Annotated in this window: 19 protein-coding genes; 12 read left to right on the top strand and 7 right to left on the bottom strand. The window is 70.1% G+C overall.

The annotated features are described in order from the left end of the window. The first annotated feature begins 23 nt into the window (after positions 1-23). Complete coding sequence (locus ACIBX3_RS35620) at positions 24-437, top strand: nitroreductase family deazaflavin-dependent oxidoreductase (RefSeq protein WP_397124888.1); 414 nt, start codon at positions 24-26, stop codon at positions 435-437. Between the two features lie 9 nt (positions 438-446). Here the strand turns inward: ACIBX3_RS35620 and ACIBX3_RS35615 are convergent, their stop codons facing one another. Further along, on the bottom strand, positions 447-716 hold the full coding sequence (locus tag ACIBX3_RS35615) for an exodeoxyribonuclease VII small subunit (protein WP_397124886.1): 270 nt from the start codon (positions 714-716) through the stop codon (positions 447-449). Positions 717-919: 203 nt separating this feature from the next. On the opposite strand from ACIBX3_RS35615, the gene ACIBX3_RS35610 reads away from it, so the two are divergent. From ACIBX3_RS35610 to ACIBX3_RS35560, 11 genes are all read left to right on the top strand, one after another. Further along, positions 920-1,246, top strand: a complete 327-nt coding sequence (locus tag ACIBX3_RS35610) for a hypothetical protein (RefSeq protein ID WP_397124884.1) — start codon at positions 920-922, stop codon at positions 1,244-1,246. A 710-nt stretch (positions 1,247-1,956) separates the two neighbouring features. Continuing rightward, the gene (locus ACIBX3_RS35605) at positions 1,957-2,676 is read left to right on the top strand and encodes a conjugal transfer protein (protein WP_397124882.1); all 720 of its coding nucleotides are present in this window, start codon (positions 1,957-1,959) and stop codon (positions 2,674-2,676) included. 63 nt (positions 2,677-2,739) lie between these two features. Further along, positions 2,740-3,003 carry a hypothetical protein gene (locus ACIBX3_RS35600; RefSeq protein ID WP_397125141.1) on the top strand — a complete coding sequence of 88 codons (264 nt, stop codon included), beginning with the start codon at positions 2,740-2,742 and terminating at the stop codon, positions 3,001-3,003. 55 nt (positions 3,004-3,058) lie between these two features. Further along, a complete protein-coding gene (locus tag ACIBX3_RS35595) occupies positions 3,059-6,382 on the top strand; it encodes a TcpE family conjugal transfer membrane protein (RefSeq protein ID WP_397124880.1) in 3,324 nt (1,107 codons plus the stop codon). A 47-nt stretch (positions 6,383-6,429) separates the two neighbouring features. Beyond that, complete coding sequence (locus ACIBX3_RS35590) at positions 6,430-8,907, top strand: ATP-binding protein (protein ID WP_397124878.1); 2,478 nt, start codon at positions 6,430-6,432, stop codon at positions 8,905-8,907. Then, entirely contained in the window at positions 8,904-11,177 is a 2,274-nt protein-coding gene (locus tag ACIBX3_RS35585) for a type IV secretion system protein (RefSeq protein WP_397124876.1), read from the top strand. The genes ACIBX3_RS35590 and ACIBX3_RS35585 overlap by 4 nt, the downstream gene beginning before the upstream one ends. A 2-nt stretch (positions 11,178-11,179) precedes the next feature. After that, positions 11,180-11,806, top strand: coding sequence for a hypothetical protein (locus tag ACIBX3_RS35580; RefSeq protein ID WP_397124874.1), 627 nt, complete (start codon positions 11,180-11,182; stop codon positions 11,804-11,806). Further along, positions 11,803-12,897 carry an NlpC/P60 family protein gene (locus tag ACIBX3_RS35575; RefSeq protein WP_397124872.1) on the top strand — a complete coding sequence of 365 codons (1,095 nt, stop codon included), beginning with the start codon at positions 11,803-11,805 and terminating at the stop codon, positions 12,895-12,897. Before ACIBX3_RS35580 ends, ACIBX3_RS35575 begins: the two co-directional genes overlap by 4 nt. A gap of 22 nt (positions 12,898-12,919) precedes the next feature. After that, positions 12,920-13,315, top strand: coding sequence for a (deoxy)nucleoside triphosphate pyrophosphohydrolase (locus tag ACIBX3_RS35570; protein WP_397124870.1), 396 nt, complete (start codon positions 12,920-12,922; stop codon positions 13,313-13,315). A gap of 74 nt (positions 13,316-13,389) precedes the next feature. Next, positions 13,390-14,682: a hypothetical protein gene (locus ACIBX3_RS35565; protein WP_397124868.1), complete on the top strand. Its 1,293-nt coding sequence runs from the start codon at positions 13,390-13,392 to the stop codon at positions 14,680-14,682. 74 nt (positions 14,683-14,756) lie between these two features. Then, positions 14,757-16,085 (top strand): hypothetical protein, encoded by a 1,329-nt coding sequence (locus tag ACIBX3_RS35560; RefSeq protein ID WP_397124866.1) that lies wholly within the window; start codon positions 14,757-14,759, stop codon positions 16,083-16,085. A gap of 56 nt (positions 16,086-16,141) precedes the next feature. Here the strand turns inward: ACIBX3_RS35560 and ACIBX3_RS35555 are convergent, their stop codons facing one another. The 6 genes from ACIBX3_RS35555 to ACIBX3_RS35530 form a co-directional block, all read right to left on the bottom strand. After that, entirely contained in the window at positions 16,142-16,894 is a 753-nt protein-coding gene (locus ACIBX3_RS35555; RefSeq protein ID WP_397124864.1) for a succinate dehydrogenase/fumarate reductase iron-sulfur subunit, read from the bottom strand. Then, on the bottom strand, positions 16,891-18,780 hold the full coding sequence (locus ACIBX3_RS35550; RefSeq protein WP_397124862.1) for a fumarate reductase/succinate dehydrogenase flavoprotein subunit: 1,890 nt from the start codon (positions 18,778-18,780) through the stop codon (positions 16,891-16,893). The genes ACIBX3_RS35555 and ACIBX3_RS35550 overlap by 4 nt, the downstream gene beginning before the upstream one ends. Positions 18,781-18,789: 9 nt before the next feature. After that, a complete protein-coding gene (locus ACIBX3_RS35545) occupies positions 18,790-19,581 on the bottom strand; it encodes a hypothetical protein (RefSeq protein ID WP_397124860.1) in 792 nt (263 codons plus the stop codon). A gap of 195 nt (positions 19,582-19,776) precedes the next feature. Continuing rightward, positions 19,777-20,226 carry a response regulator gene (locus tag ACIBX3_RS35540; protein WP_397124858.1) on the bottom strand — a complete coding sequence of 150 codons (450 nt, stop codon included), beginning with the start codon at positions 20,224-20,226 and terminating at the stop codon, positions 19,777-19,779. Then, the gene (locus ACIBX3_RS35535; RefSeq protein ID WP_397124856.1) at positions 20,219-21,364 is read right to left on the bottom strand and encodes an ATP-binding protein; all 1,146 of its coding nucleotides are present in this window, start codon (positions 21,362-21,364) and stop codon (positions 20,219-20,221) included. The genes ACIBX3_RS35540 and ACIBX3_RS35535 overlap by 8 nt, the downstream gene beginning before the upstream one ends. Then, positions 21,361-22,494 carry a PP2C family protein-serine/threonine phosphatase gene (locus ACIBX3_RS35530; protein ID WP_397124854.1) on the bottom strand — a complete coding sequence of 378 codons (1,134 nt, stop codon included), beginning with the start codon at positions 22,492-22,494 and terminating at the stop codon, positions 21,361-21,363. Before ACIBX3_RS35530 ends, ACIBX3_RS35535 begins: the two co-directional genes overlap by 4 nt. Between the last annotated feature and the right edge of the window lie 11 nt (positions 22,495-22,505).

Raw genomic sequence — 22,505 nt, 5'->3', positions numbered from 1 at the left:
TCTCCGATTCGAGGGAGCTGAGGATGCCCAACGACTTCAACCAGCAGATCATCGAGGAGTTCCGCGCCAACGAGGGGCGGGTCGGCGGCATGTTCGAGGGCTCACCGCTGGTGCTGCTCACGACGACCGGGGCCAAGAGCGGCAGGCAGGTCACCACCCCGGTGATGTACCTGGCGGACGGCGAGCGCTACGTCGTCATCGCGTCCAACGCGGGCGCCGACCACCACCCGGCCTGGTACCACAACCTCCGGGCCACGCCCGAGGCGACCGCGGAGGTCGGGACGGAGAAGTTCACGACCAAGGCCGTGTTCATCGAGGGCGCGGAGCGTGACGACCTCTACGCCAGGATGGTGGCACAGGCGCCGGGCTTCGCGGAGTACGAGGCCAAGACGAGCCGCCGCATCCCCGTGGTGGCGCTGCTGCGGCAGGACGCCTGACGCGCGGGCTCAGAAGGGCGCGTCGTCGGCGTGGCTCGACCCGGGCTCGGCGCGGCGGGCCATGGCGGCGGCGAGCTTGACCCTGGCCCCCTGGAGCCACTCCTCGCAGACCGCCGCCAGCTTCTCGCCGCGCTCCCAGAGCTCGATCGACTGCTCCAGGGTGAGCCCGCCCGTCTCCAGGCGGCGCACGACCTCGGTCAACTCCTCGCGGGCCTGCTCGTATGAGGGCGTCTTCTCGTCTGCTGGCACGTGCACCACCCTAGACGCGCCGGCCGACATCCGCCGCGCGCCGCCAATCCGATTACTCTGGGTGAGTCTTCGCTACGCTGGGTCGCCGACGATGGATGGCGGCGACGCTCGCGAACGGCGTCTGATGTCCAGGCCGACTCTGATTTCTGATCCCTGGACAACTGATGCGTCAACCACTTTGGGCCCCCGCGCGTCGAATCGTCACGGCGTTCACGCTGACTCGGGAGGCCCTCATGATCCGTCGCATCATCCGGAAACGACGCTCCGCGCCCACGCTGGCGGGCATCAGCCTGGAGGAGGAGCTCGCCCTCATCAGGGTCGAGCTCATGTACGGCCTGCGTGTCAATCGGGAGGCCTATCTGCGCAGGAAGGTCGACGAGCACAACGAGATGGCCAGCCGGATGCGTGAGCGTGACGCCGCGGAGATGCTGGCCGACCTACGCGGTTCGCTCGAACGGGCGGTGCGCCCCACGGTCGTGGACCTCCAGAGCCGGACCACGGTCGTGGACCTGCAGAGCAGGCGTCAGGGGCGGTCCACGCAGGACCCCGAACCCGCGTGACGGGGCTCTCCGCTCGCCCTCACCGATGAGAAATCTGCATGGATCGCCGCTGCGGTCACGACCGGTCGCGACAGCGGGGCGGCAGTCTGACGAGGAGGTTTCCGGCCGGCGCGCTCCCTGCGCGGGGCGTGAGAGTCCATGCCTATTTTGGTCAGGAATCCGTGGCCGCCGCGCTATGCGCTTTTAGGCGTTTGGCCTGGTCAAAAGCTGTTTCCACTGGGAAGTGACAGGAATCGGCACTGGAGCCTGTCATCCTGCCCCGGTTTGCCGTGAGGGCGGTCGTGCCTGCAGCATGGGCGTGGCTTTCCTGGAACAATGGCGGAGACCGGATAGGGTGACTACTTCACCGCGGATGATGGGGATCGGCAACGGACGACACCGCGCCAGCCGGGGGGATCGGCGCGAGCGGAGGCGTGATGGCTCGTAGGTCTACCGTCCACGATCCTCGGATCGCTGACGGCCCCGGGCTTTCCGCAACCCTGGACCCGGCTGACTTCGACGCGCCTCCACCCCGCAGGCCGCGCCGTGGCGGCTGGTCCGGTGGCGGCGGCCGGTGGCTGGTGTGGACGGGCCGCATCATTCTCTGGGCGCTTATCGTGGTTATCGTGGTGAATGGGATTCGTGCCCCATTTGAGCGGTTTACCCAGCAAGAGGCCGCAACGCCCAATGGCGCCGTGGCGGCACACAACGGATTCCCCGTGGAGCGGGGTATGGCTTTCGCTGCCCAGTTCGCGGGGGTCTATCTGAATTTCAGCCCCGAGGATGCGGCCAGCAGGCAGCGCAAGTTGCAGGCTTTCCTGCCCGACGCGTCGAATCCGCAATTCGGCTGGGACGGCAACGGCAGGCTGGGCGCCGTCGCGATCCAGCCGTACGACATCGAGTCGGCCGACGCCCACAACGCCGTGGTCAGCGTGGCCTTCCAGTCAGGCCCGCGCAGGATGATGCTGTCGGTCCCGATCTACTACTCCGGCGACGACGCCGGAAAGAGGTTCGTCGTGTCCGGCCGCCCGGCGATCCTGCCCGCCCCCGCTCCGGCCGAGCTGCCCCAGGTGGCTCCGCCGGAGACCGACGACGCGGCCGCCGCCGAGCTTAAGCCGCAGTTGGAGGGCTTCTTCAAGGAATACGCGTCCGGTGATCCCGCCGGGCTGCAGCGCTATGTCGCCGCGGGCAAGACCCTGCCCAGCTTCGGTGGCGTCTTCACTTTCGCGGAGCTGCAGAAAGTCGTGGTGCCTGTGGGGGGTGCCACTCGAGAGATCCAGGCGGTCGTCGTGTGGGTCGTGTCGAACGGCGAGGCCTCGCCCTCACCGAACGCCACCGACCCCGCCGCGGCCGGCGCACGCTTGGAGCAGGCCTACCGGCTCACCGTCGAGAAGCAGGGCGACAAGTGGTTCGTCGCCGACATCCGCGGCGCCGGCCGGGTCGTTGACTAGAGGCGCGGCCGCACTGCTGATCGGTACCCCCCGGGAGGACAAGAAGTGACCTTGAAGACCATGATGCTCATCTTGATCGAAATGACGCCGACGCCGACGTCGACCGGCATCGACACCGGCGGGCTGGCCGACTTCCTGCGCGCGTTCTTCGCCCCGCTGTTCCTCGTTGTCGTCTCCGTGGTCGCGCTCTTCTTCCTCTTCACCCGCGAGATCACGAGATTCGTGCAATTCCTGATCCTGGCCGTGGCCATCGGAGTGATCTTCTACGTTCCCAACATCATCGAGGTGACGGCGAAGGCAATCGCCGGCGCACTGGGCATCAAGTAAAGGGTTGAGACCGTCCGGCGGCGGTCATACAGGAGCGGGTGGAGAGGAGGACCGGGTGGACCTGCCCACATATACGAACATTTGGCGCATTGAGAAGCGGCTCTACAAGCTGTACGACCTGCGGCTGCCGATGCCGCTTCCCATCGTCTGGATCGGCGTCTTCGTCGGGGTGTTCGTCCCGTGGTCCCTCCTGCTGGTCCTGGTGGGCGTGCCGCTGGAGATGCCGTGGCACGTGCTGTTCCTGGTGCCGCCCGGGATCGTGACCTGGCTGTCGACCCGTCCCGTCATCGAGGGCAAGCGGCTCACCGAGCTCCTCGAATCCCACCTGCGCTACTTGGGCGAGCCGAAGGCGTGGTACCGCCTCGCGCCCACGGCCGAGCCAGAGGCGATCACCTTCTCCGCGCGCGTCTGGCGTACCACTCCCGCGCGGGCCAAGTTCATGCGGCCGGGTAAGGCCCGCGATCCGCAGCGCCGGCGCGAGGGCCGGCGGATCACCGGTCCCCGCCAGGTACGCCCCGCCGTCGCGGCCGCCGCCGCCGCGGCCGGGCAGGCCACCGTCGCTGAGCCGGCGACCACCCGCACCGGCTGGGGTTCCCGCCGCGGCGCCGCGCCCGCCCTCAAAGCTCAGGCACGCCAAGGGGTTCTGTCCCCGGCAACCGGACCCCCGGCAGGGCCGGCACGGCGCGAGGAGGGGGCCTCAGGGGGTTCTGGGCGCCGGCAGGACGTGCCGTTGGTCGTCGTCCACGGGGACGACGACGCGTTCGGCCAGGGTTCGACGCCGGTACCTGTCGAGCGCGAGCCGGCGAGCCGCAGGGGCCCCGGACGGAGAGACGGCGGCCGGTCGGACGGTGGCCGGAGGGAGCGCGGTCGGGCGGACGATGGCCGGTCGGACGGCGGTCGGAGGGAGCACGATCGGGCGGATGCCGGTCGGAGGGAGAGCGGCCAGAGAGACGGTGGTCTGACGGACGCCGGCCGAAGGGGCGGTGGCAAGAGGACCGGCGGTCGGCGGCTGTCCGCCCGAGAGAGCGCGATCAAAGAGGCCGCGGCCCAGCAGGCTGCTCTTCGGGAGACGGCGCTCAGGGAAGCGGCGATCCGTGAGGCGGCACTCGGGGATGCCGCCGGCCGGGATGCCGCCGGCCGTGAAGTGATCGGTCGTGAGGCCGTCGGCCAAGAGGCCGGCGATCGTGAGAGCGTAGGTGGGGAAGCCGCCGGCCGTGCGAGCGTGGTGGGCCGGGACACCGGAGCGAACGCCGGCGCGCGCAAGAGTGCCGACGAGGAGATCGCCGCCCACGGTGCCGAGGGCCATGAAATCGCCGCCGAAGAGCGGGCTGTCCGCGAGACGGGCGCGGCTCCGGGGAGTGCGGCCCACGGCGATGCCGAGCGCAGGGGTGGGTCCGGTTCGCCCGGCGAGGCGGAGGCGGAGGCCGCGCGTGGGACGGTCGTGCCGATCAAGACGGCGCAGAGCCGCAAGCCCGCCGCGGGCAAGCCCATCGACACGGAGGCCCTGCGGCGGCTGAGGAGGCTCGCGGCCAGCGCTGACGTACCGGCCGATCCCGCTGAGCGCATGGATGCGCCCGGCCGGTTGGAGAGCGAGCGGCACGAGGAAGAGGTCGCGCGAGACCAGCACAGAAAGGGCCAGCCGCCCAGGCTGGGACCGGGGCTGACGCTGTCGGGCGCGAAGCGGGTCTGGCCACCGCTCAACCCGGATGCCAAGCCCTCGTCCCACCCGGGCACCCCTCGCCCGGAACGCCGGCCAACGGCCGGCCCGGCTACACACGGCACGACACCGGTCTCCGCAGACACCGACACACCGGCCTTGCCCCCGGTGGCCGAGGAGTCGAGCAGGCCGGAGTCGGTACGCGATGTCCCTGAGAAGCAGTCTGCGGCGAGTGATGCGCGGACCGAGCCGGGGCCCGCGGGCGAGACCCCCAGCGAGAGGGCTGTGACGGGGGGCGAGGCGCCGAGCGAGCCGGCTGCTGCGGTCGGTATGTCAGAAGGCGATGTACCGGAAGGCGATACGCACGAGGGCGGTGCTCCGCAAAGGCCTGGCGATGGCGACGATGTACCGGACGGTGGCACCGCGTCGGCGGCGGGCGCCGCGGGTGAGCGCCTCACGTTGGTGCGGGGCGTCGCAGGCGACCTCGCCGCGTCGCCAGGTGACGCCGATGATCGGGCTGCGGCGACGCAGGACCCTGTGCCGGAGGCGTCCGGCGAAGCGGATGGTCCCACGTCCGATGCGTCCGGCAGGGCGGAGGGACGCGCGTCCGAAGCCGCCCCGGCGGTGTCTGAGGACGACCAGAGACCGGCTGCCGTCAACCAACGGCCTGCGGCGGCCGGGCGGCAGGACACCGCCGCCGACCGGCCCGTGGTCAGGACCGGGGAGCTTGTGGTGCCCGTGCCGGTGCCCAAGCCGGGTGAAGGGCGGGTGCGCCGGGTCGAGTCCGTGATCGGCCGGGACTCCGGCGGGTGGCGGCGGATCGCGCAGGTGGTCGTCGGCGGGAACGGCGTACGGACCGACGGTTCCGAGATCGACGAGGCCAGGGCCAGGGGCGTGTTCAGTGGCGGCCGGAGGGTCGTCGTCCTGGGCTGCACCGGCGGCGCCGGGCAGAGCACCACCGCTCTCATGCTCGGCCACACCTTCGCCCACTACCGCGACGACAGGGTCGTGGCCATCGACGCCAACACCGGTGGCGCCACCCTGACCAGCAAGATACAACCCGAGACTCCCGAAACCCTCACCTCGCTGCTGTCCGGGCTGGACCGCGTCAGCGGGTATCTCACCATGCGTGGGTACACCACGAGGACCGCCTCCGGGCTCGAAGTGATCAGCGCGGACACCGACGCGGGCGCCGAACAGCGCCTGGCGGATCGGTCGTTCTTCTCCGACCACCGGCTGGGCGAGTCCATGCGGCTGCTCGACCGCCACTACAAGCTGGCCGTGATCGACCCGGCGGCCGCGCTGGCGGCAAGGCTGCTGCCGTACGCGGACCAGCTCGTCCTGGTGGTCCCGGCGAGCGAGGAGGCGCCGGAGGCGGTGGCGATGACGTACGAGTGGCTCGACGGGCACGGCTGCGCGGAGCTGCGCAGGCGGGCGGTGATGGTGGTCAACGGCGTGAGCAGGCGTTCGATGACCGACGTCGAGCAGGCGGAGTCGGTGGCCAGGGGCAGGTGCCGGGCCATCGTCAGGGTCCCCTGGGAGGACGATCTGGCGCCGGGCGGCGCGGAGGTCGTCGACCCGGGGCAGTTGCGCGCGGCCGGGCGGCGGGCCTACCTCGCCCTCGCCGGGGTCGTGGTCGCGGGCTTCGCGGCACAGACCGTACGACCGAGCGAAGAGGAGTTGGCGAGTGACCCCCCGGGCACGAGAATCGGTGAGCGATAAGTGAACAAGCGAGCAGGTCTGGCCCGTTCATGCGCCGAGGGGGCGGCATGAGCAGGGCGTCCCGAGCGCACCAGCGCCTCGCGGTCCGCTATTTCGACGACCGCATCCTGCTCACAGACACCTCCGCATGGGCGTATTTCCGCCTCCCGACGGTCAGCTACGAGTTCGTCACGCCGGAGGAGCGCGAGGCTCTGGCCACCAACATCACGATCGCGCTGGCCGCGATCAGGATGCCCGACGCCGAGGTCCACCTGAGGGTCGCGCACCGCACGTACCCTGCCGCGGAGTGGGCCATGGCGCTGAACGCCACGTCCGACGAGGGGCCTGGCTGGCGCGACTACCTGGAGGAGATGTACCGGCACGTCTGGGCGAAGGACTTCTGGACGAAGGAGGTCTATCTCGGCGTGCGGCTGGGTCCGCGGGGCAAGCAGCTCGGCAGCGGGGTGCTGTCCCAGCTCTTCGGCTTCTATCAGAAGACGGAGAAGACGCTCGGCATGGCGGACGACCACGTGCCCGACAGCGAGATCGGGCGGTGGAACGAACAGTCCGAACGGCTCGGCCGGGCGCTCGCGTCGAGCGCCCTCTACGCCCGTCACGCCACCTCCGTCGAGGTGGCGTGGTTGTTCCAGCACGCGGCCGCGGGCGCGCTCGGCGACCCGCCGCCGTCGGCCAGTCCGCGGCGGCGCTGGGGAAGGGGCGAGATCGAGTCGCTGGTCGAGGGCGAGATCCACAACGGCAGGTCGCTGCTGCGGATCGTGCAGCCGCACGGCGACTCGTACGTGGCCCATCTGTCGTTCGCCCGGTTCCCCGATGTCATGCCGTTCCCCGACGGCGAGCCGTGGATGCACTTCGCCGACCAGTTGCCGTTCCCGGTGGAGATCTCGTCGCGGATGCGGCTGATCCCGGCGGTCAAGGCGTCGAAGGACGTGGCGCGCAGGCTCGCGCACGCCCGCGACATGGACCAGCACATCCGCGAGGCCGGCGCGGAGGCGCCGCTGGCGCTGGCCGAGCAGATCGACGCGGCCCGGATGCTGGAGCACGGCATCACGAAGGAGCGGCTGCCCTTCGTGTACGGCTGGCACCGCCTGATCGTCTCGGCGCCGACCGAGGAGATCTGCGTGCAGCGGGTGGAGGCGGTCGTCGAGCACTTCCGCGACATGGGCATCGACGTGGTCAACTCGACCGGCGACCAGTTCTCGCTGTTCTGCGAGGCGCTGCCGGGCGAGAAGGTGCGCGTCAACGCCTACGCCCAGCGCCAGCCGCTGCGGACGATCGCGGGCGGCATGGCCACGGCCACGGTGGACCTCGGCGACCGGCTGGACCAGGGCAGCGAGGGCTGGCTGGGCCCGTACATCGGCGAGACCGTCGGCCGCGCCCGCAGCATCGTGCACTTCGACCCGCTGGTGGCGGCCACCCGCAACCGGCCGACGGCGATCGCGATCACCGGCGAGCCCGGCGGAGGCAAGACGACGCTGGCGCTGCTGATGATCTACCAGATGGCGCTGCGCGGCGTGACGGTGGCGGTCATCGACCCGAAGGGCGACGCCGAGTCGCTCGTGCGGCTGCTGGACAAGCGCGGGCGCAAGGCGCGGATCATCCCGCTGGGCTCGGCGGCGCCGGGCCTGCTGGACCCGTTCTCGTTCGGCGACGACATCGCGGCGAAGAAGACCATGGCCACCGAGACGCTGCGGCTGCTGCTGCCGCGCATGTCGGAGGAGCGCGAGTCGGCGATGATCCAGGCGGTGGCCGCGGTCTCCAACGCGCCCGACCCGTCGCTCGGCAAGGTCGTGGAGCACCTGGAGCAGGCCGACGACCCGGCGTCGAAGAACCTGGGCGCGGTGCTGCGCTCGATGTCGGAGATGCACCTGGCCAGGCTCTGCTTCGACCCGTCGGGCGGCGACCAGATCGACACCGAGGGGTGGACGACAGTGTTCACACTGGGCGGGCTGACACTGCCCGACGTGGCCACGACCAGGGACGACTACTCGTACGAGCAGCGGCTGTCGGTGGCCCTGCTCTACCTGGTGTCCCAGTTCGCCCGCCGGCTCATGAACGGGCTGGACCGGCGCGCGCCCAAGGCGATCTTCCTGGACGAGGCATGGGCGATCACCTCCACGCCCGAGGGCGCCAAGCTGGTGCCTGAGGTCAGCCGGATGGGCCGCTCCCGCAACACCGCGCTGGTGCTGGTCTCGCAGAACGCGGGCGACCTGCTGAACGAGCAGGTGACCAACTGCCTGTCGTCCGTCTTCGCGTTCCGGTCCACCGAACGGGTGGAGGTGGACCACGTCATGTCCCTGCTCGGGGTGGAGGCGTCGGAAGAGCACAAGGCCGTGCTGCGCTCGCTCGGAAACGGCGAATGCGTATTCCGCGATCTGGATGGCAGGGCAGGCCGTATCGGAGTAGACCTGATCTCCGAGGAACTTCTCCGTTGGCTCGACACGAACCCGACACACGACAAACCCGACGGCAACGGGCATGATGATCTTCAAGGGGGCGTGGGCAGGGCGCAGGAGGTACGGTCATGAAGATCCGGCTATCCCGACGACTCGCGCTGGCTCTTGCGCTGGTCACAGCCATCCTGGTGGTTCCACTGGTCATCGGGGGCGTGTCCGCGCCGGCCGCCGCGGCCCCTTGTGACCTGTCGGGCCCGCTCAACCCCGAGATGGTCGGCGGTGGCACCGACGGCCTGATCCAGGCGCCGAACCCCTCGACCGGGGCGGCGACCACCAACTACGCCCAGTTCGGCATGAGCGGCCAGTTCTGGCACACCCACGAGCTGGGCTGCGCCGACTACGTCGCCGTGCTCGGCAACATGTGGGCCAACGGCATCTTCACCGCGGCCAAGGCCATCGACCGGCTGACGATCACCACGTACCAGGCGGCGGCCACCGAGGGACCGCTCCAGTCGATCAAGGATGTCGTCGACGACATCGTCCAGAGCCTCTCCAGGGCCATGTACTGGCCGTTCCTGCAGCCGATCGTCATCCTCGGCGCGATCTGGCTGGCCTGGTACGGGCTGATCCGCAAGCGGGCCACCACGACCGCCGAAGGCGTGATCTGGATGGTGCTGGCCGTCACCGTGGCGACCTGGTTCCTCAGCCGTCCCGGCGATTTCACCGGCCTGGGCAAGGTCGTCACGGACAAGACCGGCGAGGTCGTCAACTCGGCCTTCTCGGGCCTGCCCGGCGCGGGCGGGGCTTCCTGCCTGCCGCCGCCCGGCGCCACCGGCGCGGAGGTCAAGGCCGGCGGCTACGCCCAGACCGGCACGCCGGGGGTCGACCAGAACGCCGACGCGCTGTGGTCCACTCTGGTCTGCAAGCCGTGGCTGGTGGGCCTGTTCGGCACCGCCGACCCACAGCAGCCCATCGTGCGCGACTGGGGCCGCAAGGTGCTGGAGATGCAGTCGATCCCGCCCGCCGTGGCCGGTCAACCGACCCCTGATCGAGAGGCCCGTCAGCAGGAGTTCGCCTCGCTGGCCGACAAGCTCAGGAACGACCCCCGCTACACGGTCTTCTCCGGCCGCGACTGGTCCAACCGGCTCGGCGTGGCCGTCGGCGCGTTGATCGCCGCGGTCGTGGCCGGACTGCTCATCTTCCTGGTGGCGGTCTCGCTGCTGGTGCTGAAGGTGGGCTTCCTGTTGTTGCTGATATTGGGGCCGGTGTTCCTGCTCATCGGCGTCCATCCGGGCAGCGGCCGCATCATCGCCATGCGCTGGGTGGAGATGCTGATCGGCACGCTGCTGAGACAGGCGGTGCTGACGCTCGTGCTGAGCGTCCTCGTGTACGGCTACGCCCTGATCATCTCCACGGCCATGCCGTGGGGCATGCAGGTGCTGTTCATGGCCCTGCTGACGATCGCGGTGTTCTTCTACCGGCGCCCGTTCCAGCACCTGTTCGCCTCGATGAACGGCCACACGGTCGCCACCCGCATGCTCGGCGACGCCGCGAGCTCGTCCGTGCTCGAACGGTCGGCGGGCGCGCTGCCGCCGGTCGCCTCGGCCCGGATCGGCCGCTGGGGCCTGCGCAAGGCCGAGCCCCTCATCAGGGCGGCGAGCATGGCCAACCCGGCCGGTGCGGCGGCGACCGCGGCCGCGACCACCGGACAGGCCCGGGTACGCGCCGAGGAGGGCGACGGCGCTTCCTCCGGCACCCGGATCCCGGCCACGGCGGCCCCGCTCGACACCGACCCGCAGGGCGGCAGGGCGGGCGCCAGGGCGCCGATGGAGCCGCGCAAGGGCACCGCGCCGCCGCTCAACCTGGGCGGCGCGGCCCGTACGCGGGGCGCCGGCGGACCCAGGGTGGGCGGCCCGGGCGGCGCCCGGGGTGCCGGAACCGGTGGCTCGAACGGTTCCAGGGGTGCCGGGACCGGCGGCTCGACGGGCTCCAACGGAGCCTCCTCCGGCGGCGGCTGGTTCGGCGGCCGGTCGGGCGGCGGCTGGGCCTCACGCGGCGGCTCGTCGGGCGGCTCGCGTTCAGGCTCCTCCCGAGGGTCGCGGTTCAGTGGCTCCGGGGGCTCGCGCGGCGGCTTGTCCGGCGGGTCGGGTGGCGGCTCGCGTAACGGCGGCGGTCTCCTGGGCGGGGGCTCCGGCGGTGGGTCGCGTAACGGCGGAGCCAGGCCCACCGGTGGCGCGGCCCGCGGCGGTGGCGGGTCGGGTGGCCCGCGCATCTTCGGCGCGGACGAGCCCACGTCCCGCGCGTCAGAGGCGCCGCCGCTGTGGAGTCCCCGTAGCGGGGGGTCCGAGGACCGGCCGTCCGTGCCCTTCTGGCTCAAGCCGAACAACCCGGACAAGGACTGAACATGGCCCAGCCAGGCGACAGGCGGGGGCTGGCCTTCGCCGCCATCGTCGTGGTCATCGCCGCGGTCGGCATCTACATCACCCTGTGGCCGGACTCCGGCGACCCGGCCGAGCCCGCAGGGGGCGAGGCGAACCGCCCCACCAGTGTGGCCGTCGCGTCCAGCACACCGCTGGCGACCGCCAGCAAGGCGCCGTTCGACGTCTACAACTACCTGCCGATGAAGGAGGAGCAGCTCGCCGCGGCGGCGGACCTGGCCCAGCGGTTCACCGCCGTGTACGGCACGTTCAGGTACGACGAGGACCCGGCGGCCTACGCCGAGCGGCTGAAGGCGTACACCACTCCCGAGCTCGGCAACGTCCTGGCCCGCACGATGACGTCGGCGGGCACCGTCGAGCAGAACCGCAATGACGAGATCGTCTCCACGGCCACGGCCAGGCTGAAGGAGATCAGGCAGATCGAGAAGAACTCGATCGTCTTCGTCGTCGCCGGAACCAGGCAGGTCGCCGCGAAGAGCGGTGACAAGCTGCTCACCGAGGACTACGCGGTCACGGTAAGCCAGCTCGGGACGGACTGGCGGATCTTCGACATCCTGCCGGCGACGGAGGGCCAGGAAGGAGACCCGGGGTGAACGTCTCCCGCACGCGCCTCGCCCTGATCATCGGCCTGGCCGGAGGGCTCCTGCTCGTCCTGGTCATCGTGTCGCCGATGCTCCTGATCTCGATGCCGTCGTTCCTCAGCGAGGGCCGCACCACCATCGACTGCGAGGACACCGCACAGGTGGAGGAGGCCTCCGACTCGGCCGCCGCCGACATCCCCACCGACTACCTGGAGCTGTACAAGAAGAACGGCGAGAAGATCGGCGTCCAGTGGAGCATCCTGGCCGCCGTGGGCAAGCGCGAGACCGACCACGGCCGCTCGACGCTGCCGGGCGTCAAGAGCGGCACCAACCACGCGGGCGCGGCCGGGCCGATGCAGTTCCTGATCTCCACGTGGGGCGGCAAGGCCAGGATTTCGATGTCGTCGCAGTTCAACGGGTACGCCTCCGACGGTGACGGTGACGGCGTCGGCGACGTGTACAACCCGGCCGACGCCATCCTCGGCGCCGCGAAGATGCTCAAGCGCAACGGGGCGCCCGAGGACGTTCGGCAGGCGCTGTTCGTGTACAACCGCGCCTGGTGGTACGTGGACCAGGTCGAGGGGATCGCCAGGAAGTACGCCAAGTCCGGCGAGGTCAAGGTGCCGCCGCAGGCCGAGGAGGAGTGCGACGACCCGCTGATCGAGGCCGCGCCGAGCGACGTCGTGTCCAAGATCCTGAAGTACGCGCTGGAGCAGCGCGGCAAGCCGTACCTGTGGGGTGGCACGGGACCGGACGCGTTCGACTGCTCGGGCGTGATCTACGCGGCCTACAAGGAGGCCGGGCTGTTGATCCCGCGTACGACGTTCGGGCAGTGGCCGTTCGGGGTGAAGGTGTTAGAGGGCCAGGAGCAGCCCGGTGACCTGGTGTTCTTCAACGCCGGCCCGGGCACCTCGGCGAACAGTCCCGGACACGTCGGGCTGGTGGTGTCCAAGGGCAAGATGCTGGAGGCCCGGTGCCGGTTGTGCGGGCCGATCAAGGTGACCAGCTACTCGGGCCGGGCCAGCCGCGTCGGCTTCACCCGCCCCCTGCAGAACCCGGATGTGCTCGAACAGCTCAAGAAGCTGCAGAATCCAGCTCTATGAGGCCTATGAGGAATCACAACACATGAGCACGATCGTGGTGGTGGCCGCGGTGATCGTCGGCCCGGGCGGCCGGGTGCTGGCCGCCCAGCGCGCCGCGCCCGCGGCGCACGCCGGCGGCTGGGAGTTCCCCGGCGGCAAGGTGGATCCAGGCGAGAGCGAGGTGGCGGCGCTGATCCGGGAGTGCCGCGAGGAGCTCGGCGTGGAGATCGCGGTGGGCGAGCGCGTGGGCGGTGACTGGCCGCTGTCCGAGGGGTACGTGCTGCGCGTCTGGCTGGCCACGCTCGCCTCGGGGACGCCCGAGCCGAGGGAGCACCTGGCGCTGCGGTGGCTTGGGCCCGGCGAGTACTACGACGTCAAGTGGCTGGGGGCCGATCTGCCGATCATGAAGACCGTGGAGGGTTTGATCCCGCCTGATTGACCGATTCCACTCTGTGACAGAATGGCTACTCAGCGTAGTTGAGGGCGATCTGTCGCAGCGGGGGAGTGGGAGTGATGCGTCGTGGCTGGATCCTTGCCGGAGTGGTGATCGCGGTGGCGGCGCCCTCCGTGCCCGTGGCCGCGGCCGGGGTGTCGCTGGTCCTGGAACGGGTGAGCGGGTCCGACGACGATGAGGTCGGGAAGTGGATCAGGACCGGGGACGTGCAGCGGTTCCGGGTGCGGCTGAACGGGATGGCCGAGGAGACCAGGGTGGCGGTGGCCGCCAGTCCTGTGGGGGCGTTGTCGGAGGTGGCCTGCGTACCGTCGGCGGGGCGGTCCGTCCCGCCGGACGCCCGGCCTTCGGCCGTCGGCGCCGCGGTCCCGCCTTCCGTCGTCATTCCTGAGGCGGAGGCTGTTCGGCCGAGGACCGCCGCCCGGGCGCTGGCCGCGCGTGCGCTGGCCGTCGCGGGGGCCTCGTCTTCGCTCCCTGCCGGGACCTGGGTGTGCAGGCTCGGGGGGATCACCGGCGAACGCTCCGTGGACGTGACCCTGACGGCCCCGGAGGGGGTCAGGAAGGTGGTGCTGGCGGCGGTGGCCAGGACGCGGGCCGGCTCGGAGGAAGACCTGACGATCATGCGCAGAACGGTCGCCACACGGGTCACGGACGTGGTCCCGACGATCAGCGGCCGGGCCACCAAGCTCACCACCCCCACCGGGTCGCCCACCGCCGGGGCGGCCGAGGCAGGCGCCGACCTGTCCGCCACCGCTGCCGGGCCGGTGGGGAACGGCGGCGCCGAGGCGGACGGCGGCGCCGAGGCGGACGGAGGCGCCGCCGTGGGGCGCGGCACGCGTGGCGCGGCGACGGTGGAGCCGGAGTCCGGCGGCGTCGCAGCGGTGGAGGGCGAGCAGAGCGGGGGCGACGCGCCGACGCGCCGGGCGGGCGGGACGGTGCTCGACCCCGGGCTGACACTGCCGCCGGCCACGCCGCAGCAGGCCTTCCCCGCGGCGTCCGCGGCGTCCGCGGAGGTGCTTCCTCTCGGATCAGCTGCAGCCGTCCCCAGCGCCCTTCCAGGCGTGCCTCAAACCGCGCTCGGCGGTGTGCCCGGGATCACCGTGTCCCCTTCGCCCGGCGTCGTCCCGTCCCCTCAGATCGCCGCATTGCCCGGTACGGAGCCGGAGACGGGAGCGGCGCCGTTGCCGTGGGAGATGGCCGCCGCCACCAAGCGGGCCCAGCCCGCCGGATGGGTCAGCCCGCTCAAAGGAGCCCTGGGACATTCGCTCGCGATCGGGGCCATTGCCGCGCTGCTCGGAGCTCTGTGGGTCATTGTCACGGTGCAAAAACACCGGAAGCATAGAATGGTGCTGTAATTCGGTCTTTACTGTTACTTTGACCGGACTAGTATTCCCTTGACCATGGTTCCGGGACTACGCGGAGGGCGACGGTGGCACGCACTCGAGCGACAGCCGTGTCCGCGATCGTCCTGGCGCTGGGACTGGCCGGCGCCGGCGCGACGCCGTTCATCGTGCAGAGCGCGAGCGCCTCCGTGGCGTTCGACCCCCCTGTCGAGCCCTGCGACGTCGACGACCCCTCGTGCGAGTCCGACCCGCAGACCACGGTCACGGTCACCACGACCTTGCCGACGCCGACGCCGACGGAACCGGCCGAGACGACGATCACCAAGACCGTCACCGCGAGCCCGACGAAGAAGACCAAGAGCCCGACGCCGAAGAAGAGCACCACGCCTCCGCCGAGCAACCCGGCGCCGACCCCGCCCGCCCAGGAACAGAACCCCCAGCCGCTGCCCTCGCAAACCGTCCCTGTGCCGTCCGCCACCGTGTCCACCAGCCCCGAGACGGCCGTCGAGCTGCCATCCGTGGCGCCGACCGATACGGCCCCGACCGTGGCGCCGACCGACACGCAGCCCGCCTCCGAGGAGGAGGTGCCGCTGGAGCTGCGTAACGCGGCGCCGGAGTTCGACCAGAAGACGCTGACGCAGAAGCTCAGCATCCCGGCGCTGGTGCTGGTCCTGCTCGCGCTCTTCGCGGTGCTGATCTTCGAGGGGCGGCTGCGCCGCATGGCCCACGCGGCGGCCGTGCGCAAGGCGGGGCCGCAGCTCGGCGGGCGTCCCGACCTGCCGCCGGGCGGCTACCCGGCCGGTCCTGGGGGTTACCCGGCCGGTCCTGGGGGTTACCCGGCCGGTCCCGGGTACGCAGCGGGCTTCCCGGGCGGCCCGGCCTACCCGGGCGGTACGGCGTACGCGCCGATCATCAGCTTCGTCCCGGTGCAGACCTACCCGAGCGGTCATGTCTACCAGGATCCGGGGCACCCGTACCCGCCGCAGGGCTACGCGCAGGAGCCCCCGCCCGCGGCGCCGGCCGAGCCGCCTCCCGTCGTGCTGCACCCGGACGAGTTCGACTCCTACAACCACGAGCCGCCGAAGCCCAAGGAGTACCGCGACCCGTTCGAGCCGCTGGTTCCGCCGGCGGACATCCCACCGGGCGGCGCCACGCCGTACGAAGACGGGCACGAGCATCCGCTCGGCTCTGCCTCGGCGGCGGAGACGGGCGACTCCGAGCCGTGGCAGCAAGGTGGGTCCCTGTTCGAGCCGGCGCAGCGGCCCTCCGAGTACGAGCCGCCTCCGTACCTGCCGCCGGAGCTGCCCGCCGACGGCGACGTGACGGCCGTGCAGCCGCTTCCGCCGCAGCAGCCGCAGGAGCCGACCAAGGAGATGCCGGACTCCAAGCGCAAGCGCTTCCGCCGCGGCAAGTAGGCGAACAAAAAGGGAGGGGGCTGGATGATTCCAGCCCCCTCCCTTTTGCCGTGGACCTACTTGGCGCGCTTGAAGATCTTGCTGCCCAGCCACACCAGCGGGTCGTACTTCCGGTCCACCACGCGCTCCTTCATCGGGATCAGCGCGTTGTCGGTGATCTTGATGTGCTCGGGGCAGACCTCGGTGCAGCACTTGGTGATGTTGCAGTAGCCGAGCCCGTGCTCCTCCTGAGCAGCCTCCTGCCGGTCCGCCACGTCATACGGATGCATGTCCAGCTCGGCGATCCGCATGAGGAAACGCGGACCGGAGAAGTTGGTCTTGTTCTCCTCGTGGTCGCGGATCACGTGGCAGACGTTGTTGCACATGAAGCACTCGATGCACTTGCGGAACTCCTGGGAGCGCTCGACATCGACCTGCTTCATGCGGTATTCGCCGGGCCGCACGCCCTCCGGCGGTGTGAAGGATGGGACTTCCCTGGCCTTCTGGTAGTTGTACGAGACGTCGGTGACCAGGTCCTTGATGACCGGGAAGGTCCGCATCGGCGTGACCGTGATGGTCTCGTCCTCCTCGAAGGTGGACATCCGGGTCATGCAGCCGAGCCGCGGCTTGCCGTTGATCTCCATGCTGCACGAGCCGCACTTGCCCGCCTTGCAGTTCCACCGCACCGCCAGGTCGGGCGCCTGCGTGGCCTGCAGCCGGTGGATGATGTCGAGGACCACCTCGCCCTCGTTGACCTCCACGGTGAAGTCCTCGAGACTGCCTTCGCCGCCCTCACCGCGCCAGACCTTGAACTTTGCCTTGTAGCTCATGACTTCGCTATCCCGTCGAACTCGGCCATCTCTTCGTCGGTGAGGTATTTCTTCAGCTCGTCCCCGTCGAACAGGGTGATCAGGTCGTCACGCATGGGCCGCTGGACCTTCTCCTGGACCTCGATGGCCGAGCCGTCCTCGGTGGAGCAGACGAGCAACTTGCGGCGCCACTCCGGGTTCATGCCGGGGAAGTCGTCACGGGTGTGCCCGCCGCGGCTCTCCTCGCGCAGCAGCGCCGCCTTGGCCACGCACTCCGACACCAGCACCATGTTGCGCAGGTCGATCGCGAGGTGCCAGCCGGGGTTGTAGATGCGGGACCCGGCGGCCCCGACCAGGCGTACGCGCTCCTTGAGCTTCTCCACGACCTGCAGCGCCTCGGAGACCTCCTCGGCCTTGCGGATGATGCCGACCAGCTCGTTCATCGTGCGCTGCAGCTCGTGGTGGACCTCGTAGGGGTTCTCGCCGCTGCGGCCCAGCGGCGCCAGCGCCTCCTCGCGGGCCTCGTCCACGAGCTCCGGCGCGACCTTGGGCCGCTCCGGGAGCCCGTCCACGTACTCCGCCGCGCCCGCGCCCGCCCGGCGCCCGAACACCAGCAGGTCGGACAGCGAGTTGCCGCCGAGCCGGTTGGAGCCGTGCATGCCGCCGGACACCTCGCCCGCCGCGAACAGCCCGGGCACCGCCGCCGCGCCGGTGTCGGCGTCCACCTCGACGCCGCCCATGATGTAGTGGCAGGTCGGGCCCACCTGCATGGGCTCGGCGGTGATGTCGACGTCGGCCAGTTCTTTGAACTGGTGGTGCATCGACGGCAGCCGCCTCTTGATCTCCTCGGCCGGGAGCCGGGTCGACACGTCCAGGAACACGCCGCCCTGCGGTGATCCGCGCCCGGCCTTGACCTCGGCGTTGATCGCGCGGGCCACCTCGTCACGCGGCAGCAGCTCCGGCGGGCGCCGGTTGTTGGCCTGGTCGGTGTACCAGCGGTCGGCCTCCTCCTCGGTGGTGGCGTACTTGTCCTTGAACACCTCGGGGATGTAGTCGAACATGAAGCGCTTGCCCTCGGAGTTGCGCAGCACGCCGCCGTCGCCCCGGACGGACTCGGTGACGAGGATGCCGCGTACGGAGGGCGGCCAGACCATCCCGGTGGGGTGGAACTGGATGAACTCCATGTTGATCAGCTTCGCGCCGGCCAGGAGGGCCAGGGCGTGGCCGTCACCGGTGTACTCCCAGGAGTTGGAGGTGACGACGTACGACTTGCCGATGCCGCCGGTGGCCAGCACCACGGCCGGGGCGTCGAAGAGGATGAGGTTGCCGGTCTCGCGCCAGTAGCCGAACGCGCCCGAGATCCGGTCGCCGTCCTTGAGCAGCCGCGTGACCGTGCACTCGGCGAAGACCTTGATGTAGGCCTCGTAGTCGCCGTGGTTCTCGTAGTCCTCCTGCTGCAGCGCCACCACGCGCTGCTGCAGCGTGCGGATCAGCTCCAGGCCGGTACGGTCGCCCACGTGTGCGAGCCGTGGGTACTCGTGCCCGCCGAAGTTCCGCTGGCTGATCTTGCCGTCCTTGGTGCGGTCGAACAGCGCGCCCCAGGCCTCCAGCTCCCACACCCGGTCGGGCGCCTCCTTGGCGTGCAGCTCGGCCATCCGCCAGTTGTTGAGGAACTTGCCGCCCCGCATGGTGTCACGGAAGTGCACCATCCAGTTGTCGTCGGAGTTGACGTTGCCCATCGCGGCGGCCGCGCCGCCCTCGGCCATGACCGTGTGCGCCTTGCCGAACAGCGACTTGCAGACGATCGCCGTCTTCTTGCCCTGCTGCCGGGCCTCGATCGCGGCTCGCAGACCGGCGCCACCCGCGCCGATGACGACGACGTCGTATTCGTGACGTTCGATTTCCACTGTTGATCCTTACGCGTACGGGAAGGCGATGATGCCCTTGGCCACCAGGCGGACGTACAGGTCGGCGCCCATGACGGAGAACATCGAGGCCCACGCGAGGGGTTGGTGCTTGGCGTTGAGCTTGGAGACGAACGTCCAGGCCCGGTAGCGCAGCGGGTGACGGGAGAAGTGGTTGAGCCGGCCCGCGGTGATGTGCCGGCAGGAGTGGCAGCCCAGCGTGTAGCCCCAGATGAGCACGACGTTCAGCACCAGGATCCAGGTGCCCAGCCCGAGCGGCGTGTGGACGAGCGCCAGGATCGCGTCGTAGGTGAGGACGGAGCCGATGAGCAGGGCGGCGTAGAAGAAGTAGCGGTGGATGTTCTGGAAGATCAGCGGGAAGCGGGTCTCACCGGTGTACTTCCCGTGCGGCTCCTGCACGGCGCAGGCGGCCGGCGCCAGCCAGAACGACCGGTAATACGACTTGCGGTAGTAGTAGCAAGTCAGCCGGAAACCGCCGGGCAGGCCGAGGATCAGCAGTCCCGGCGGCAGTGTGTACCAGTCACCAAAGGGGGCCAGGCCAAGGAATCTTGCCCCCTCGGGGCATGAGGTCGCCAGGCACGGCGACGAGAACGGGGCGATGTACTCCGATGCCGCCACGTAGTAGCTGGCATCGAAAATCGCCCACACGCCGTAGATCAGGAAGGCGCTGAGCCCCAGGAAGGTCAGCAGCGGGGTCAGCCACCATCGGTCCGTCCGCAATGTGCGCACCTTGACCTGTGCGCGTTGCCTTCTCCCCGGTGCTTCGGGCGTCGTCTGGGTCATCAGGGACCTCTCCACCTCCCGCGGACCCTTATCGCGCAGGGGGTCCGTGGTTTCGTTTTGCTGGGCGCGCGTACGGGCCGAATCCCGCTCAAGCGCACGTTGGTGGGGGATACGTTACGACGACCGCATCTCGATTTGTGAGCGGGGTCACTCACTTTTTCGATGGTCGGCTGTGATTCCTGTCACGTAGGCCCGTCAGAGGCGCTGCCCCTGGGTCGGCAACTTAACCACAGTCACGAAAAAATCATCGATCTGCCGGACAACCCGGATAAACTGCTCAAAATCCACCGGTTTGGAGACATAAGCGTTGGCGTGGAGCCGGTAGCTGTGGAGGATGTCCTCCTCCGCCTCCGATGTCGTCAGGATCACCACGGGGATCGTTCTCAGCACGTTGTCGGCCTTGACCTCGCGCAGCACCTCCATGCCGCTCATCCGCGGCAGGTTGAGGTCGAGCAGGATGAGGTCCGGGCGCGGCGCGTCGGCGTAGCCGCCCTCGCGGCGCAGGAACGCCATGGCCTGCTCGCCGTCGTTCACCACGTTGAGGCGGTTGCGTACTTTGTTGAAGTCGAACGCCTCCTTCGTGAGCAGGATGTCACCCTGGTCGTCCTCCACCAGAAGCACCTCGATCGGGCGCCACTCATTCATCGTCGTCTCCAGCCGCGGGCAGCGTCCAGCGGAACGTCGCGCCCTGGTCCTCCACACTACTGTCGAGCCACAGCTGTCCGCCGTGGTACTCGACGATCTTGCGGCACAGTGCCAGGCCGATGCCAGTCCCCGGATACACGTCGCGGGCGTGGAGACGCTGGAAGATGAGGAAGATGCGGTCGGCGTACTTCGGCTCGACGCCGATGCCGTTGTCCGAGCAGCTGAACTCCCACATGTCGCCGGACCGCTTCGCCCCTATGTGGATGCGCGGGGGCTCCTCGGAACGGAACTTGACGGCGTTCTCGATCAGGTTCTGGAACAGCTGGGTGAGCTGCAGCCGGTTGCCCTTCACCTTGGGCAGGTCGTCCCTGGTGACCGTGGTCCCGGTGTCCTCGATCGTGGCCGACAGGTTCTCCAGCGCCTGGTTCAGCGCCTCGCCGGCGTCGATCACCGTGCGCTCGCCGGTGACGCGGCCGACCCTGGAGAAGTCCAGCAGGTCGTTGATCAGCAGTTGCATGCGCTTCGCGCCGTCGACGGCATAGTGGATGTACTGCTTGGCCCGCTCGTCGAGCTGCGTGCTGTAGCGCTGCTCCAGCATCTGGGAGAAGCTGGCGACCTTGCGCAGCGGCTCCTGCAGGTCGTGACTGGCCACGTACGCGAACTGCTCCAGCTCCCCGTTGGACCTGCGCAGCTCCTCGGCCTGGTCGGCGGCCACGCGCCAGGCCGACACGATGCGGCCGCGCATGGAGTCGAGGTGGCTGGACAGCTCCGCCAGCTCCGCCGGGCGGTCCACGTGCAGGGTGTGGTCGAAGTCGCCGGCGGCGACCGTGCGTACCTGCTGGGTGAGTTGGTCGATGGGTTTGAGCACGGCGTACCGCACCATGATCCCGAGCCCGACGCCGCAGGCGAACAGCACCGCGAACAGGACGATCAGCGCCGCGTTGAGCCGCCCGATCTGCGCGGCCACCTCGGGCTTCGGATTGAGCGCCTGGGCCTGGGCGAGCATCAGCATGGTGATCACGACCCCGGCCACGAACGCCACGCCCGCCACCGCGCCGATGAACATGAACCAGCGGGCGATCGGCAGCCTGCCGAGCCCGGTCGGCTCCTTGGGCGGCGGCAGCGGGTGAATGCTCATTCTCTCCTCCTGCTCACCAGGACCACGGCCAGGTCGTCGCTGAGCGTGCCGACGTGCCGGATGAGCCGGTCGAGGTCGACGGCGCCGTGCTCGCGCACCAGCCCGACCAGCCCCTCCACACCCAGCAACTCGTTGCGCTCGCCCACGGCCGCCTCGATCAGGCCGTCGGTGTAGAGCATCATCGACCATTTCTCGCCCAGCGGCACGTCGAGCACCGACCATTCGGCGTCGGGGAAGATTCCGAGCGGCGGGCCGGACGGGCCGCCCTCGACGACCTCCACGGCGCCGTCACGCACCAGCACCGGCGGCGGATGCCCGACCACCCGCATCGTCGCGGACCGCAGGTCCGGCGCGATCGTCGCCATGCACAGGGTGGTGAAGATCTCCGGTGCCTTGCGCTCGGCCCGCAGCAGCGTGTCCAGCGTACGCAGCAGCGTTTCGCCGGTCTGCCCGGCCAGTACCAGCGCGCGCCAGGCGATGCGCAGCGCCACGCCGAGCGCGGCCTCGTCAGGGCCGTGCCCGCACACGTCGCCCACCACGACGTGCACCGCGCCGTCCGGCGTCTGCACCGTGTCGAGGAAGTCCCCGGCCAGCGTGCCGCCGCTGCCCGGCAGGTAGCGCGTCGTGTGCTCGATCTCGTCGGTGTTCAGGAGCGCGCTGGGCAGCAGGTCCCGTTGCATCCTGGCGTTCTGGTTGGCGATCAGCTCCGCCTCGACGAGCCTGAGCTGCGCGTGGTCGGCCCGTTTGCGCTCCATCGCGTACCTGATGGCCCTGGCCAGCAGCCGCGCGTCGACGTCCTGCTTGACCAGGTAGTCCTGCGCCCCGGCCTGTACGGCGGCGACGCCCACGTGCGCGTCCCTGAGCCCGGTGAGCACCAGCACGGCCGCGTGCGGCGCCAGTGCCAGCATCTCTTCCAGGGCCTCCAGCCGGGAGGCGTCGGGCAGCGAGAGGTCGACGAGCACGCATTGGATCTTGGAGGTCAGTTTGGCCTTGGCCTCCTGGAGACTCCGCGCCCGGAAGATCTTTGGCGGCGCCACGGCCTGCTGGAGCAGCTCCTCGACGAGGAAGGCGTCGCCGTCGTCGTCCTCGACGAGGAGCAGCGTCAGCGTTTCTGAGAGATTTGCCGTCACAGACCGCCTCA

This window comes from Nonomuraea sp. NPDC049480 (genome assembly GCF_044465905.1).
In the GTDB taxonomy this organism is placed as follows: Bacteria; Actinomycetota; Actinomycetes; order Streptosporangiales; family Streptosporangiaceae; genus Nonomuraea.
The sequence above is the reverse complement of the archived record's forward strand: the minus strand, read 5'-3'. Positions and strand labels throughout refer to the sequence as shown.

Bases quoted from the DNA above. Each gene is read 5' to 3' on its own strand.
- ACIBX3_RS35610 (WP_397124884.1), top strand. From the start codon at position 920: ATGATCCGTCGCATCATCCGGAAACGACGCTCCGCGCCCACGCTGGCG.
- ACIBX3_RS35570 (WP_397124870.1), top strand. From the start codon at position 12,920: ATGAGCACGATCGTGGTGGTGGCCGCGGTGATCGTCGGCCCGGGCGGC.
- ACIBX3_RS35605 (WP_397124882.1), top strand. From the start codon at position 1,957: ATGGCTTTCGCTGCCCAGTTCGCGGGGGTCTATCTGAATTTCAGCCCC.
- ACIBX3_RS35565 (WP_397124868.1), top strand. From the start codon at position 13,390: ATGCGTCGTGGCTGGATCCTTGCCGGAGTGGTGATCGCGGTGGCGGCG.
- ACIBX3_RS35620 (WP_397124888.1), top strand. From the start codon at position 24: ATGCCCAACGACTTCAACCAGCAGATCATCGAGGAGTTCCGCGCCAAC.
- ACIBX3_RS35540 (WP_397124858.1), bottom strand. From the start codon at position 20,226: ATGAATGAGTGGCGCCCGATCGAGGTGCTTCTGGTGGAGGACGACCAG.
- ACIBX3_RS35590 (WP_397124878.1), top strand. From the start codon at position 6,430: ATGAGCAGGGCGTCCCGAGCGCACCAGCGCCTCGCGGTCCGCTATTTC.
- ACIBX3_RS35600 (WP_397125141.1), top strand. From the start codon at position 2,740: ATGCTCATCTTGATCGAAATGACGCCGACGCCGACGTCGACCGGCATC.
- ACIBX3_RS35545 (WP_397124860.1), bottom strand. From the start codon at position 19,581: ATGACCCAGACGACGCCCGAAGCACCGGGGAGAAGGCAACGCGCACAG.
- ACIBX3_RS35535 (WP_397124856.1), bottom strand. From the start codon at position 21,364: ATGAGCATTCACCCGCTGCCGCCGCCCAAGGAGCCGACCGGGCTCGGC.
- ACIBX3_RS35580 (WP_397124874.1), top strand. From the start codon at position 11,180: ATGGCCCAGCCAGGCGACAGGCGGGGGCTGGCCTTCGCCGCCATCGTC.
- ACIBX3_RS35615 (WP_397124886.1), bottom strand. From the start codon at position 716: ATGTCGGCCGGCGCGTCTAGGGTGGTGCACGTGCCAGCAGACGAGAAG.
- ACIBX3_RS35585 (WP_397124876.1), top strand. From the start codon at position 8,904: ATGAAGATCCGGCTATCCCGACGACTCGCGCTGGCTCTTGCGCTGGTC.
- ACIBX3_RS35555 (WP_397124864.1), bottom strand. From the start codon at position 16,894: ATGAGCTACAAGGCAAAGTTCAAGGTCTGGCGCGGTGAGGGCGGCGAA.